Origin of the sequence: Caballeronia sp. DA-9 (assembly GCF_051615025.1) — a bacterium.
Classification (GTDB): domain Bacteria; phylum Pseudomonadota; class Gammaproteobacteria; order Burkholderiales; family Burkholderiaceae; genus Caballeronia; species Caballeronia sordidicola.
Genome location: NZ_CP195133.1, coordinates 3,030,869 through 3,045,340, shown reverse-complemented (window position 1 = coordinate 3,045,340; position 14,472 = coordinate 3,030,869). Strand labels below are relative to the sequence as shown.

The window sequence follows — 14,472 nt, the reverse complement described above, 5'->3', positions numbered from 1 at the left end:
CGTGATGAACCGTTTGCCGGAACACCCTGTGGAACACGAGCGCGCGTCAGACAACGCCGCCGGGAACCTGCGCCGCTTCAGGCCTGATGACGAAGCCGCGCTGGCTGAACTCGCGCTGCGCATCAAGGCGTGGGGGCGCGAACTGGGGTTCGGTGCAGTGGGCGTCAGCGACGCCGACTTGACGGATGCCGAAGAAGGCCTCGCATCGTGGCTCGAAGCAGGCTATCACGGCGAGATGGATTATATGGCCAAACATGCGATGAAACGCGCAAGGCCAGCCGAGCTTGTGGCCGGTACGCGACGTGTTATTACAGTTCGGATGGCCTATCTGCCGGCATCGACACTGATTGGCAAGGTGCCGGAAAGTGCCTCGACAGCCGATCTCCACGCAGCGGACTGGCGCGCGGCCGAGTGGGCGCGCATCGGCGAACCTGCCGAGGCCGTCGTGTCGGTGTATGCGCGCGGCCGCGATTATCACAAGGTCATGCGTGGCCGCTTGCAGCATCTGGCGGATCGCATCGAAGCTGAAATCGGGCCATTTGGATATCGCGTGTTCACGGATTCCGCGCCCGTTCTGGAAGTCGAGCTGGCGCAAAAGGCCGGCAACGGCTGGCGCGGCAAACACACGTTGCTGTTGCAGCGCGACGCGGGATCGCTGTTTTTTATCGGTGAGATTCTGGTCGATATCGCGCTTCCCGCCGACGCCGAAACCAATTCGCAGAACGCGCCCGAGCACGACGGTTCGCATTGCGGAAGCTGTACGAGGTGCATCGACGTCTGCCCTACGCAAGCGATCGTAGCGCCCTACAGGCTGGACGCGCGGCGCTGCATTTCGTATCTCACCATCGAATTGAAGGGCAGTATTCCGGAGGACATGCGGCCGCTGATCGGCAATCGGGTTTATGGTTGCGACGATTGCCAGCTCGTATGTCCGTGGAACAAGTTCGCGAAGGTCGCGCCGGTCGCGGACTTCGACGTCCGGCACGGGCTTGATCGCGCGTCGCTCGTCATGCTGTTCGCCTGGAGCGCCGCCGAGTTCGATGAACGCATGCAAGGCAGCGCGATTCGTCGTATTGGACACGAACAATGGTTGCGCAATATTGCGGTGGCGATGGGCAACGCGCTACGCTCCACTTCGCTCGATGCCGGCGCGCGCACTGAAATACGCGACGCGTTGAACGCTCGCGCCGCGCACGCGTCGGCGCTTGTGCGCGAGCATGTGGAATGGGCGCTACGGCAGGCAACATGACGCAACGCTTAAAGGATGTACGAATGGATCTGAGCGAGGACATAAGCAAGGTGGAAATGACGTCGAGCAGCGCGTCGATTGACCTTTTTTGCGATGCCCTCTGGCTGGAACACGGCCTCGCGAAGAACTCGCTGGAAGCATACAGGCGGGATTTGAAGCTTTTTGCGCAATGGTTATCGAAGACGCGTAGCGCGGATATCGATACCGCCACCGAAGCCGACATGAATGGGTATCTCGCCGCCCGCCGCGCCGACAAGGCGACATCGGCGAACCGCCGCTTGTCCGTGTTTCGCCGCTACTACGCGTGGGCGCTGCGGGAGCATCGCGCGCTGGCCGATCCCACGCTCAAGCTGCGCTCGGCCAAACAGGCACCGCGTTTTCCCAAGACGCTGAACGAAGCGCAAGTCGAAGCCTTGCTCAACGCGCCCGACGTGGAAACCGCGCTCGGCCTGCGCGATCGCACGATGCTGGAACTGATGTACGCAAGCGGTTTGCGCGTAACAGAACTCGTGACCTTGAAGACCGTTGAAGTCGGATTGAACGAAGGCGTGGTGCGCGTAATGGGCAAGGGTTCGAAAGAGCGCCTGATCCCGTTCGGCGCGGTGGCGCACGACTGGATCGAGCGGTATCTGCGTGAATCGCGTCCTGCGTTGCTCGGCGCTCGTGCCGCCGACGCGCTGTTCGTGACCACGCGCGGCGAAGGCATGACCCGGCAGCAGTTCTGGAACATCATCAAGCGCCACGCACTCACCGGCGACGTGCGCGCGCCGCTTTCGCCGCATACGTTGCGGCACGCGTTCGCCACGCACTTGCTGAACCACGGCGCGGACTTGCGCGTGGTGCAGTTGCTGCTTGGCCACACGGATATCTCGACCACGCAGATCTACACCCACGTGGCGCGCGAACGGCTGCGGACCTTGCACAAGGAACATCATCCGCGCGGGTGAGCACCCCGCGTGATCGCCTAAAGCTCGTCCCTCAACTTGTGCTTCAACACCTTTCCCGTCGATGCCGCCGGCAGCGCGGCCAGCACGCGAATCTCCGCTGGACGCTTGTAGGGCGCGAGCCGCGCGGCGCACCACGCGACAATGTCATCCGGTAGCGCATGCACCGAGGGCAGCAGTTCAACGAACGCGATCACTTCCTCGTTGCCCTCGACCGTGCGCCCGATCACGGCCGACTGCAGCACGCCGGGATGCGCGTTTAACACATTTTCGACTTCCGCCGGATACACGTTGAACCCCGAGCGGATGATCAGCTCCTTGCTGCGCCCCGCGATAACCAGCGCGCCGTCCGCCGCCAGCCGCGCGAGATCGCCGGTTCGAAGCCAGCCTTCTTCAGTGACGGTCGCGCGCGTCTGCGCTTCGTTCCGGTAATAGCCAAGCATGACGTTTGGCCCATGCACCCACAGTTCCCCGACTTCGCCGGAGGGGACATCAATGCCATCCATTCCGACAAAACGCAGTTCGATGCCCGGTATCGGATGACCCGCCGCGCAATCCTCGCGCGGCGCGTCAAGCATTGTCTGCGCGATGGTCGGGCTGCTTTCCGTCATGCCGTAGCCGTTGTGCAGCGGCACGTTGTATAGCGCCTCGACGCGGGTCTTCAACGCGGGATCGAGCGGAGAGCCGCCCGAATAGGCAAAGCGCAACGCGGGCGCGCGCCAGGGCGTGCCGCTCGCCTGCACATGCTCGACGAGCTTGGCGTGCATGGCAGGGACGCCTTGAAAGATCGAGACGTTTTCTTCGGCCAGCGCATACAGCACGGCATCGGGCGCGAAACGCGGCGCGAGCCTGAGCGTCGCGCCCGCATACAAGCTGCCAAGACACACGGAAGCCAGCCCATAGACGTGCGTGATCGGCAGAACGGCGTACACCACGTCGTCGGGCGTCACGCGTCGCAATGTGCTGGAAATCGCCGCGATGAACAGCAGATTCCGATGCGAGAGCATCACGCCTTTCGGCGCGCCGGTCGTGCCCGTGGTGTAGATCAGCGCGGCGCATTGCCGGGCGGCATCTTGATGAACGGGTTCGGGCAAGACGGTGTCATCGACAATGAAATGCCATGCGGCAGCGCCCGGCACAGCGCCCAGACGCTCGGCGTGGCTTGCCGCGTCCTTCGATGCATCCACGGTAAACGCCACCACGCGCGGCTGTGCGTGATCGCGAATGGCATCTGCTTCGCCTGGCGAAAGCCGTGCGTTCGCAAGCAAACACCATGCGTCGAGCTTTGCGGCCGCGAACATCAGCACCACCTGCGCAATGCAATTCTCACTCACGATCATCACGCGATCGCCGCCTTTCACGCCAAGTTCGGCAAGCTGATTCGCGGTCTCATTGACGGCATCCACCAATTGCGCGGCGTTCAATCGCCGCCCGTCTTCGGTCAGCACGACGTGGTCCGGATCGCGCGCGGCGAGACGCGCGGGAATATCCGAGATTCGCCTGGGCAGCGCGCTGAGCAATGCATCAACATCAATATCCATCTTAAATCTCCGTGCCGCGCATCAAGCCGCGCGCAATGATGACCTGCTGAATCTGCGACGTTCCTTCGTAAAGCCGGAACAATCGCACATCGCGATAAAACCGCTCGATGCCGTATTCCGAGATATATCCTGCGCCGCCATGGATCTGCACCGCGCGATCCGCCACCCGGCCGCACATTTCGGTCGCGAAGTATTTTGCGCATGATGCTTCCACCGATACGTCGCGGCCATCGTCGCGGCGGCGCGCTGCGTCGAGCACCATGCACTCGGCCGCGTAAATCTCCGTCTTGCTGTCGGCAAGCATGGCCTGAACGAGCTGGAATTCAACAATAGGCTGGCCAAACTGCTTGCGTTCGGTGGCATAGGCGAGGGCGTCGCGCAGCATTCGCTTGGCCGCGCCGATAGCCACGGCGGCAATGTGCAGGCGGCCTTTGTCGAGCACTTTCATGGCCGTCTTGAAGCCGACGCCTTCCACGCCGCCAATCAATTGCCCGGCTGGAATACGGCAATTCTCGAAGATCACGTCGCACGTATGCGCGCCGCGCTGGCCCATCTTTTTGTCGGGTTTTCCAAGCGACAATCCCGGCGATTCACGCTCCACGATAAACGCCGAAATGCCGCTCGCGCCTTTAGCGTCGCTCGTGCGCGCCATTACCGTATAGATGCCTGCTTCTGGCGCATTCGTGATGTAGCGCTTCGTGCCGTTCAGCACGTAGTCATCGCCGTCGCGGCGGGCGGTAGTTTTCAGCGACGCCGCGTCCGAGCCCGAATCCGGCTCGGTCAGGCAGAATGAGCCGATCAGATCGCCAGCCGCCAGTTTCGGCAAATAGTGGCGCTTCTGTTCCTCGCTGCCGTCAAGCAGGATGCCGATGGAACCAATGCCGTTGTTCGTCCCGATCACTGATCTGAACGCCGGCGACGTCTGGCCGAGTTCGAACGCCACGCGCACTTCTTCCTCCATGGTCAGGCCAAGGCCGCCGTACGCTTCCGGAATCGTCAAACCAAACAAGCCAATTTCGCGCATGGCGGCCAGGACATCGGCGGGAATCTGGTCGGTTTCGTCCACTTCGGCTTCGCGCGGCACGAGCGTTTCGCGCACGAAACGGCGGATGGCATCTTCGAGCAGCGTCTGGGTTTCTGAATCGCGAATCACGTTAAATCTCCCGGGTGGCTCGGCCTGTGCAGGCATTTCCGAACGATCGTGCCACAGTAAATCGGCTCGCACAATTGGCCGTTTGGCCGATGGTGGCCGGGCTTTCGCGCCGCTACAATGCCGCCATGTCCAAGGTAAAACACATTTCCGAAACGCCCGCGACGCAATTTTTGCGTCGGCACAAGGTCGAGTTTGGCGAACATCCTTACGAATATGTCGAGCATGGGGGCACCGAGGAATCGGCGCGTCAGCTTGGTGTAGATGAGCATTCCGTGGTGAAGACGCTGGTGATGGAGGACGAGCACGCAAAGCCGCTGATCGTGCTCATGCATGGCGACAAAACCGTGTCGACGAAGAATCTCGCGAGGCAGATTGGAGCCAAGCGCGTCGAGCCGTGCAAGCCCGAAGTCGCGAACCGGCACTCGGGATTCCTGATCGGCGGCACGTCGCCATTCGGTACGCGAAAAGCCATGCCGGTTTACGTGGAATGCAGTATTTTCGATCTCGACCAGATTTATCTCAACGGCGGGCGGCGCGGGTATCTGGTGAGCATCAGGCCGCGGGTATTGACCGAATTGCTGAAAGCCACGCCCGTGAATTGCGCAAGCGTCGATTAAAATGCGCGTCCTGAAGTTCCGCTTTTGTATTCGAAGATAAGAAGAAATCGATGAACAATGTGATTGTCGCTGTGCTGGCTTATTTGATCGGGTCGATCTCGTTTGCGGTCGTGGTGAGCTCGGCCATGGGTCTCGCCGATCCACGTTCGTACGGCTCGGGAAATCCGGGCGCAACGAACGTGCTGCGCACAGGGAACAAGTTGGCTGCGGTGCTTACCCTGCTTGGCGACGCCTTCAAGGGCTGGCTCGCGGTATGGCTTGTCGTGCACTTCGGCGCGCGCTTCGGGCTCGATTCCACGGCCATTGCGCTTGCGGCCATCGCTGTGTTTCTGGGGCACCTTTATCCGATATTCTTTAGATTCCAGGGCGGGAAGGGCGTTGCAACCGCGGCGGGCGTGCTGCTGGCGATTCATCCGGTGCTCGGGCTGGCGACGTTGCTGACATGGGTAATCATCGCTTTCTTCTTCCGGTATTCGTCGTTGGCGGCGTTGGTATCGGCGGTATTTGCGCCTTTCTTCGACGTATTCCTGTTTGGGCCGAGTCGTATATCGCTAGCCGTTGCTGCCATGAGCGCGCTCTTGATCTGGCGGCATCGCGGCAATATCAAGAAGTTGCTCGACGGGAAAGAGAGCAGGATCGGGCAAAAGAAGGCGGCGACAGAAGCGTCTTGATAGCCAGACCTGCATACAGGAAAGCCGCCTGTAAGGCGGCTTTCCTGACTCAATGCATTACGCTCGTCTTGAACCATCAGTCCCGGAAGTTATTAAAATCCAGCGGCGCGTCTGTCACGTCTTTCTTCAGCATCGCGATCGCACTTTGCAGATCGTCGCGCTTTGTGCCGTTGATGCGCACCGCGTCGCCCTGAATGCTCGCCTGGACCTTGATCTTGCTGTCCTTGACCAGCTTGACGATTTTCTTCGCCAGATCGCCGGTCACGCCTTTCTTGATCTCGACAACCTGCTTCAGCTTGTCGCCGCCAATCTTCTCGATCTTGCCGTAATCCAGAAACCGCACGTCCACGTTGCGCTTGGCCAGCTTCGACAACATCACGTCCTTGACCTGGCCGAGCTTGAAATCGTCGTCGGCAAAAAGCGTCAGGTCACGATCTTTTTGCTCGATGCGCGCGTCCGAACCCTTGAAGTCGAAGCGCGTGGAAATTTCCTTGTTCGACTGCTCGATGGCGTTTTTCACCTCGATCATGTTTGCTTCGCTGACGACGTCAAACGATGGCATTTGCATTCCCCTTCGTTGAGGCGAGGCGCCAGATTGCCCGCACGCACTCGCTATAATCACTAACCAACGTCATTCTACCGATGCCGTCGCCGTTTGCCCAAGACCACTCCTAGTGTTGCCTCAATGCCCGAGTACGAACTCCTCTCCGATTACCCGCTGCTCGCGCACAACACCTTCGGTTTCGATGTCCGCGCCAAATATGCCGTTCGGCTGACGGAAGAAGCACAAATCGCATCGCTCGCCCGTGACGAACGCGTCAAGAACGCGGCGCGGCTGGTGCTTGGCGGCGGCAGCAACGTGGTGTTGACGCAGGACTTCGACGGTCTTGCCCTGCTGATGGAATTGCGCGGCCGCCATGTCATTCGCGAAGACGCGGATGCCGTCTACGTGGAGGCGGGTGCGGGAGAAAACTGGCACGAATTCGTCGCATGGACCTTGTCGCGAGGCCTGCCCGGGCTGGAGAATCTCGCGTTGATTCCAGGGACGGTGGGCGCGGCCCCTATCCAGAACATCGGCGCGTACGGTCTTGAAATGGGCGAGCGCTTTGACACGCTTCGGGCCGTCGAATTATCGACGGGAGACATGCGCGAATTCGATTCCAACGCGTGCGCGTTCGGTTACCGCGACAGCTTTTTCAAGCGGGAAGGGCGCGGGCGTTTTGTGATCGTATCGGTAACGTTTCGTTTGCCGAAAAAATGGGTGCCTCGCGCGGAATACGCGGATATCGCGCGGGTACTCGAGAACGGTTCATCGGACGGTCCGCAGGCGATCTTCGACGCAGTCGTCGCCGTGCGTCAGGCAAAGCTGCCCGACTGGCGTGTGCTTGGAAACGCGGGGAGTTTTTTCAAGAACCCGGTGATCGGCGCGGCCGAGTTCAGTGCGCTCAAGGCGCGCGAGCCGGACCTTGTCTCTTACAAGCAGCCGGACGGACAGTTCAAACTCGCGGCAGGCTGGTTGATCGACCGATGCGGGTGGAAAGGCCGCTCCATTGGCGCCGCTGCCGTTCACGACCGGCAGGCGCTGGTGCTGGTCAATCGCGGCGGCGCGTCGGGCGCACAAATTCTCGAACTCGCCGATGCCATTAAACTCGACGTGTACGCGCGCTTCGCCGTCGAGCTTGAGGCGGAACCCGTATGTCTTTGACGCGGCGCTGACCGCTGCAAACGAAAAACCCGCCGGGAGGCGGGTTTTTCACTTCAACTTCGAGCATCCTTCGAGCATTCATTAGCACTTAAGCACAGCACTTAACCCTGCGCTCAGCCACCACGCTTGCGACGCGCATTCTCCGCAATCCGCATGCGCAACGCATTCAGCTTGATGAACCCGCCAGCATCGGCTTGATCGTACGCGCCGCCGTCGTCGTCGAACGTGGCAATGTTCTTGTCGAACAGCGTTTCCTTCGAATCGCGCGCCACCACCGTCACGCTGCCCTTATAGAGCTTCACGCGCGTCCAGCCGTTCACCTTGTCCTGCGTGTGATCGATCAGCACTTGCAGCGCGCGGCGCTCCGGGCTCCACCAGTAGCCGTTGTAAATCAGCGAGGCGTAACGCGGCATCAGATCGTCCTTCAGATGCGCGACTTCACGATCCAGCGTGATCGACTCGATCCCGCGATGCGCCTTGAGCATGATCGTGCCGCCCGGCGTTTCGTAACATCCGCGCGACTTCATGCCGACATAGCGGTTCTCGACCAGATCCAGCCGTCCAATGCCGTGCTTGCCGCCAATCGCGTTCAATTCGGTCAGCATGTCCGCTGGTGACAAACGCTTGCCATTCAACGCAACCGGATCGCCCTTTTCGAATTCGATATCCAGATATTCCGGCGCGTCCGGCGCGTCTTCCGGCGCAACGGTCCAGCGCCACATGTCGGCTTCGGCTTCCGCCTTCGGATCTTCCAGATGACGGCCTTCGAACGAAATGTGCAGCAGGTTCGCGTCCATGGAGTAGGGCGCGCCGCCTTGCTTGTGCTTCATTTCAATCGGAATGCCCGCTTTTTCGGCGTAAGCCAGCAGCTTTTCACGCGACAGCAGATCCCATTCACGCCACGGCGCGATCACCTTGATGCCCGGTTCGAGCGAGTAATAACCCAGCTCGAAGCGCACCTGATCGTTACCCTTGCCGGTCGCGCCATGCGACACGGCTTGCGCATCCACGGCACGCGCGATCTCGATCTGGCGTTTTGCGATCAACGGCCGCGCAATCGACGTCCCGAGCAGATATTCGCCTTCGTAGATCGTGTTGGCACGGAACATTGGAAACACGAAGTCGCGCACGAACTCCTCACGCAGATCTTCGATAAAAATGTTGTCCTGCTTGATGCCGAGTTGCAGCGCTTTCTTGCGCGCCGGTTCGAGTTCTTCGCCCTGACCAATGTCAGCGGTGAACGTCACGACTTCAGCGTCGTAGTTGTCTTGCAACCACTTCAGGATGACGGAGGTATCGAGGCCGCCCGAGTAGGCGAGCACGACTTTTTTGATATCGCTCATGGTGAACTCGTATGGCTGGAAAACGGTGTGCGCCGGGCTGACAGCGCGCGGAAAACCGCTATTTTGACACTAAATGGCGGCCATTCCGCATTTTCGGGACGATACGGCGTCTCAACCCGGCCTCAATGATTGAGTTTGCCGAGCAGCAGGTATTCCATTAACGCCTTCTGAACATGCAGGCGGTTTTCTGCTTCGTCCCAGACCACGCTCTGCGGACCGTCGATCACTTCCGCGCTCACTTCTTCTCCGCGATGCGCCGGCAGGCAATGCATGAACAGTGCGCCGGGGTTTGCGCGCGCCATCATGTCGGCGTCAACACACCAGTCGGCGAACGCCTTCTTGCGCACTTCGTTCTCGGCTTCGAAGCCCATGCTGGTCCAGACGTCCGTGGTGACCAGATCCGCGCCGGTGCAGGCGTCGTTCGGATCGGCGAACTCTTCATAGAACGGCGCGCTTTCCGGGGCCACGAGCGCCGGGTCGAGCGAATAACCGGGCGGCGTGGAAAGACGCAACTTGAAGCCGAGAATCTGCGCGGCCTCGATCCACGTGTACAGCATGTTGTTGGCATCGCCCACCCAGGCCACGGTTTTCCCCGCAATAGGGCCGCGCAATTCGTAGTACGTGAAGACGTCGGCGAGAACCTGACACGGATGATATTCGTTCGTCAGCCCATTGATTACCGGCACGCGCGAATTTTCGGCGAACCGCTGGATGATGTGCTGGCCGAACGTGCGGATCATGATGATGTCCACCATGCGCGAGACCACTTGCGCCGCGTCCTCAATGGGTTCGCCTCGCCCGAGTTGCGTGTCGCGCGTGCTGAGAAACACCGCATGTCCGCCCAGCTGGAAGATGCCCGCTTCGAACGAAAGCCGCGTACGCGTTGAGTTCTTCTCGAAGATCATCGCCAGCGTCCGGTCGTGCAGCGGATGATAGGTTTCGTAGCTCTTGAACTTGCGCTTCAGAATGCGTGCGCGTTCGAGCACGTAATCATAATCGTCGAGGGAGAAATCCTTGAACTGCAGATAGTGGCGAATTTTTTTTTCGGTCATGAAATGCGTACGGCGGCTTCAGCCGGCAAATTTCGCCGGACGGCGCCGCCGTCGTGGTGGTATCGAATTTCAGCATAAAGGAAATTTTGCCATTTGACGAGGTGGCCAAATAGCCAGTGCTCGCTGTCCCATGCGTCGCGGTATGCCGTCCTGCAGCCCGTCTGGCGTGGTTTAGCGGCTTTGTGTGCAGTGCGGAAAAAGGCCCTCTGCTGTATAATCAGCCTCGTTTCTCCGGCAGTCCTGATACCTTTCGACTGCTTTCAGCACGGCTTCATAGCGGCTTTTGTATCCTTTTGCGGCAGATGTCTGCGCTTCTGCAGACATAGGCGGGCATCCATGTTCGCGTACCGCTGCCTGCCAAAGGTAAGCCGTGAATCATGTCGAGAATGGGCTTGTCGGGGCTTATTGAACGCCAGGTTTCACCGCGGTTTTCACTGAGACAAGGGTCACCAAGCCGGGCTCAGTTTCTTCCGGGTCACCTTGCCAATCGTGCATGCGCGTTTGCCGGCGGTCTCCGCCGGTCGTCAAACAGGTATTCCTACATGGCCGAAACAACCCCAACCGAATACTTTATCCAGGGCGTTACGTCGAACGGCAAGACCTTTCGGCCAAGTGACTGGTCGGAGCGGCTTTGCGGCGTGATGTCGGATTATGGCCCGAAGAAGCGCGGACCCAATGCGCGCCTGCAGTATTCCATCTACGTGCGGCCTACCTTGCTCGGCAACGTGAAGACGGTGATCCTCGACTCGCGGTTGCGCGATATCGAACCCATGGCTTTCGACTTTGTGATGAACTTCGCCAAGGACAACGATCTGCTCGTGACCGAAGCCTGCGAATTGCCGCCACATCACGGAACGCAACAGCCCTGATTGAAGAGGGCGGTGCTCTCAAGGCACGCCCCGAAAGCACGACAAAAAACCCGCCATTGGCGGGTTTTTCTATTGCTGCTTCTGCAGATCAAAGTCTCCATACTTCAATTTTGACTTCAACGCAAAAGCAACTGCCTGTCACGCGTGAAGCGAGGCAGGCCGCAACCGGAATCCTTAGGCAGCAGGTGCTTGCAGACCCTTGATGGCAGCCGACAGACGGCTCTTATGGCGAGCAGCCTTGTTCTTGTGAACGATGCGCTTGTCCGCAATGATGTCGATGGTCTTGACCGACGTCTTGTAGATTTCCGCAGCCTTGGCCTGGTCGCCGGCGTCGATTGCCTTGCGAACTGCCTTGATGGCGGTGCGGAACTTCGAGCGCAGCGCCGAGTTGTGCGAGTTTGCCTTCGCGCTTTGACGGGCGCGCTTGCGAGCTTGTGCGGTATTTGCCATGACGGTTCCTTATCCTGTTCCAGCTATGTGTTTCAGCGCTTCCCGTTTAGCTTCCGGAGCGAGTCCAGCTCAATGCCGGCCCGGCTCCGCACAAGATAAAACGAGGTCAATCCGATGCGCTGTTTATGATCAAACCCTCGGGATCGATTGCCCGAAAGCGCAAAAAACGTCGAAAGAAGACGCGAAACCGCAGTGCCTGGTATGTGCGTACCCGTGCCGAAAGCGGATTCAGGAGCTTCGAAACCGGCGATTATAGCAACGAAATCATGGCACTGGCAAGCACGAAGGGTTTTTCCGGACTTGTTGCAGGCAACATCCCGCAACCACCGCGCAGCGCACGATAACACCACGTTCGCAAATCGCGGTTGCAAATTCTAACCAATGGGGAATTGTTGCAACGCGTTGCGTTCATGGTGCCGCCCGTATAATAAGCGCCCCATGAATCTATTCCGAGCCCTCCTGACGGTCAGCGGATTCACGTTGCTTTCCCGCGTGACCGGCCTGATCCGAGAAACGCTGATCGCGCGAGCTTTCGGCGCCAGTCAATTCACCGACGCGTTCTACGTCGCCTTTCGCATCCCAAACCTGCTGCGGCGCCTGTCCGCGGAAGGCGCGTTCTCGCAGGCCTTCGTGCCGATTCTCGCCGAGTTCAAGAACACCGAGGGCCATGACGCAACCAAGGCGCTCGTCGATGCAATGTCCACAGTGCTTGCCTGGGCGCTCGCCGTGGTGTCGCTGGTGGGCGTGGCGGGCGCGTCGTGGGTCGTGTTCGCCGTGGCCTCCGGCCTGGAACACGATGGCCGCGCGTTCGGCTACGCCGTAACCATGACCCAGATCATGTTCCCGTACATCATTTTCATTTCGCTGACGTCGCTGGCGTCGGGCGTGCTGAACACGTACCGGAAGTTCTCGCTGCCCGCGTTCGCGCCCGTGCTGCTCAATGTGTCATTTATCGCGGCGGCGGTTTTCCTCGCGCCGCATCTGAAAGTGCCCATCTATGCGTTGGCGTATGCGGTGATCGCCGGCGGGATCCTTCAGTTTCTCGTGCAACTGCCGGGGCTGAAAAAGATCGACATGATTCCGCGCATCGGCTGGAATTTTGTCAAGGCGCTGCGTCATCCCGGGGTCAAGCGCGTGCTGATCAAGATGGTGCCGATGACCTTCGGCGTCTCGGTCGCGCAACTGAGCCTGATCATCAATACGAATATTGCGTCGCGGCTTGGGGCGGGCGCGGTGTCGTGGATCAATTACTCCGACCGCCTGATGGAATTCCCGAGCGCGCTGCTCGGTGCCGCGCTCGGCACGATCCTGCTGCCGAGCCTTTCGAAAGCGCACGTGGACAAGGATACGGTCGAATATTCGGCGCTGCTCGACTGGGGCCTGCGCATTACGTTCCTGCTGGCCGCGCCCAGCGCCGTGGCGCTGTTTTTCTTCGCCCAGCCGCTTACGGCGACGCTTTTCGGCTACGGCAAATTCGATGCGAATTCGGTGGTCATGGTCGGCCGCGCATTGGCAATGTACGGCATCGGGCTGGTCGGGCTGATCCTGATCAAGATTCTTACGCCGGGTTTCTACGCGAAGCAGGACATCAAGACGCCGGTGATTATCGGCATTGTGGTGTTGATCGCGATCCAGATCAGCAACCTGGTTTTCGTGCCCATATTCGCGCACGCCGGGCTGACGCTTTCCATTGGACTGGGCGCGTGCGTGAATGCGACCATGCTGTTCATCGGCTTGAGAATGCGCGGAATTTACCAGCCGTCGCCGGGATGGACGCGGTTTTTCATCCAGTTGCTCGGGGCATGCCTCGTGCTGGCAGGAGTCATGCACATGGTGGCGGGTGCGTTCGACTGGATCGGAATGCGCGCCGCACCGCTGCAGCGCATTGCGCTTCTTGGGGCCAGCCTGGTTGTATTCGCTGCGCTATATTTCGGTATGCTCTCCGCGATGGGCTTTAAATACGCGTATTTCAGAAGGCGAACGCAGTGATGACGACCACGCGCATGCTCGACTATTTCACTTCGCTCGTGGCGGAGGACGACAGTCTGCCGCTCACCGAGGCGGCGTTGTCGCTTGCGCAGGATGCGTATCCCGACCTCGACTTGCAAGGCGTGCTGGCCGAGATCGACGAACTGGTGCTGCGGGTGCGCCGCCGCATGCCGGACGACGCCGACATCAAGCAGAAAGTCGGCGTGCTGAACCGTTTTTTCTTCCGTGAGCTGGGTTTCACCAGCAATCTCAACGACTATTACGATCCCGACAACAGCCACCTGAACATCGTGCTGAAGCGTCGGCGCGGCATTCCTATTTCGCTTGCGGTCATCTATCTGGAGATGAGCGAGCAGCTTGGCATTCCAGTGCGCGGCGTGTCGTTTCCGCAGCATTTCCTGTTGCGCGTGACCACGCCGGAAGGCGACGTGATGCTCGATCCGACCACGGGTCATTCGTTGTCCGAGTCCGCGATGGTCGAAATGCTCGAACCTTATGTACAGCGGGTGGGGGAATCGATCAGCAGTGCGTTGCGCGTACTCTTGCAGCCAGCGACGCGCCGGGAAATCATCGGAAGGATGTTGCGCAACCTGAAGAGCATTTACCTGCAGACGGAGCGCTGGCAGCGGTTACTGGCGGTGCAACAACGGCTCGTGATCCTGATGCCGGGCAGCATCGAGGAAGTGCGCGATCGCGGGTTCGCTTATGCGCGCCTGGATTACTTGCGCCCAGCAATGGAAGATTTGCGCCGATATCTGGACGACCGCCCCGATGCGGAAGACGCCACCGTAGTGGAAACGGAACTGCACGAACTCCGGCAGCGAACGCAGCACAACGGCGATTGATCAGGCATCCCAAAAACGGCGGCGCATCCACCAAGATGCGCCGC

Annotated in this window: 14 protein-coding genes; 8 read left to right on the top strand and 6 right to left on the bottom strand. The window is 60.0% G+C overall.

The features are described from left to right. Positions 1-4: 4 nt before the first annotated feature. Positions 5-1,249, top strand: coding sequence for a tRNA epoxyqueuosine(34) reductase QueG (gene queG / locus ACRWA7_RS30085; protein ID WP_438394240.1), 1,245 nt, complete (start codon positions 5-7; stop codon positions 1,247-1,249). Positions 1,250-1,272: 23 nt separating this feature from the next. After that, positions 1,273-2,196, top strand: coding sequence for a site-specific tyrosine recombinase XerD (xerD, locus tag ACRWA7_RS30080; RefSeq protein ID WP_099050600.1), 924 nt, complete (start codon positions 1,273-1,275; stop codon positions 2,194-2,196). Positions 2,197-2,213: 17 nt separating this feature from the next. Here the strand turns inward: xerD and ACRWA7_RS30075 are convergent, their stop codons facing one another. Both ACRWA7_RS30075 and ACRWA7_RS30070 read right to left on the bottom strand, forming a co-directional pair. Beyond that, positions 2,214-3,734, bottom strand: coding sequence for a class I adenylate-forming enzyme family protein (locus tag ACRWA7_RS30075; protein WP_438394238.1), 1,521 nt, complete (start codon positions 3,732-3,734; stop codon positions 2,214-2,216). Between the two features lies 1 nt (position 3,735). Continuing rightward, positions 3,736-4,887, bottom strand: coding sequence for an acyl-CoA dehydrogenase family protein (locus ACRWA7_RS30070; protein ID WP_438394236.1), 1,152 nt, complete (start codon positions 4,885-4,887; stop codon positions 3,736-3,738). A gap of 125 nt (positions 4,888-5,012) precedes the next feature. Here ACRWA7_RS30070 and ybaK point away from each other — a divergent pair, with 125 nt between their 5' ends. Together ybaK and plsY are read left to right on the top strand one after the other, a co-directional pair. After that, positions 5,013-5,504, top strand: a complete 492-nt coding sequence (ybaK, locus tag ACRWA7_RS30065) for a Cys-tRNA(Pro) deacylase (protein ID WP_438394233.1) — start codon at positions 5,013-5,015, stop codon at positions 5,502-5,504. Positions 5,505-5,554: 50 nt separating this feature from the next. Continuing rightward, positions 5,555-6,175, top strand: a complete 621-nt coding sequence (plsY, locus tag ACRWA7_RS30060; protein WP_060858050.1) for a glycerol-3-phosphate 1-O-acyltransferase PlsY — start codon at positions 5,555-5,557, stop codon at positions 6,173-6,175. 76 nt (positions 6,176-6,251) lie between these two features. Here plsY and ACRWA7_RS30055 read toward each other — a convergent pair whose 3' ends face one another. Next, positions 6,252-6,737 carry a YajQ family cyclic di-GMP-binding protein gene (locus ACRWA7_RS30055; protein WP_060858079.1) on the bottom strand — a complete coding sequence of 162 codons (486 nt, stop codon included), beginning with the start codon at positions 6,735-6,737 and terminating at the stop codon, positions 6,252-6,254. A gap of 123 nt (positions 6,738-6,860) precedes the next feature. On the opposite strand from ACRWA7_RS30055, the gene murB reads away from it, so the two are divergent. Continuing rightward, entirely contained in the window at positions 6,861-7,880 is a 1,020-nt protein-coding gene (murB, locus tag ACRWA7_RS30050; protein WP_438394229.1) for a UDP-N-acetylmuramate dehydrogenase, read from the top strand. 113 nt (positions 7,881-7,993) lie between these two features. On the opposite strand, the gene ACRWA7_RS30045 is transcribed toward murB, so the two are convergent. Beyond that, positions 7,994-9,223 carry an argininosuccinate synthase gene (locus ACRWA7_RS30045; RefSeq protein ID WP_438394228.1) on the bottom strand — a complete coding sequence of 410 codons (1,230 nt, stop codon included), beginning with the start codon at positions 9,221-9,223 and terminating at the stop codon, positions 7,994-7,996. A gap of 122 nt (positions 9,224-9,345) precedes the next feature. Further along, positions 9,346-10,275 carry an ornithine carbamoyltransferase gene (argF, locus tag ACRWA7_RS30040; RefSeq protein WP_438394225.1) on the bottom strand — a complete coding sequence of 310 codons (930 nt, stop codon included), beginning with the start codon at positions 10,273-10,275 and terminating at the stop codon, positions 9,346-9,348. A gap of 542 nt (positions 10,276-10,817) precedes the next feature. On the opposite strand from argF, the gene ACRWA7_RS30035 reads away from it, so the two are divergent. Continuing rightward, the gene (locus ACRWA7_RS30035) at positions 10,818-11,144 is read left to right on the top strand and encodes a DUF3579 domain-containing protein (RefSeq protein WP_060858054.1); all 327 of its coding nucleotides are present in this window, start codon (positions 10,818-10,820) and stop codon (positions 11,142-11,144) included. Positions 11,145-11,318: 174 nt separating this feature from the next. Here the strand turns inward: ACRWA7_RS30035 and rpsT are convergent, their stop codons facing one another. Beyond that, positions 11,319-11,594, bottom strand: coding sequence for a 30S ribosomal protein S20 (gene rpsT, locus ACRWA7_RS30030; RefSeq protein ID WP_047845158.1), 276 nt, complete (start codon positions 11,592-11,594; stop codon positions 11,319-11,321). 438 nt (positions 11,595-12,032) lie between these two features. Between rpsT and murJ the strand changes: the two genes are divergently transcribed. Together murJ and ACRWA7_RS30020 are read left to right on the top strand one after the other, a co-directional pair. Continuing rightward, positions 12,033-13,583: a murein biosynthesis integral membrane protein MurJ gene (gene murJ / locus ACRWA7_RS30025; protein WP_060858056.1), complete on the top strand. Its 1,551-nt coding sequence runs from the start codon at positions 12,033-12,035 to the stop codon at positions 13,581-13,583. Continuing rightward, a complete protein-coding gene (locus ACRWA7_RS30020; protein ID WP_060858057.1) occupies positions 13,583-14,428 on the top strand; it encodes a SirB1 family protein in 846 nt (281 codons plus the stop codon). The genes murJ and ACRWA7_RS30020 overlap by 1 nt, the downstream gene beginning before the upstream one ends. The last annotated feature ends 44 nt before the right edge of the window (positions 14,429-14,472 follow it).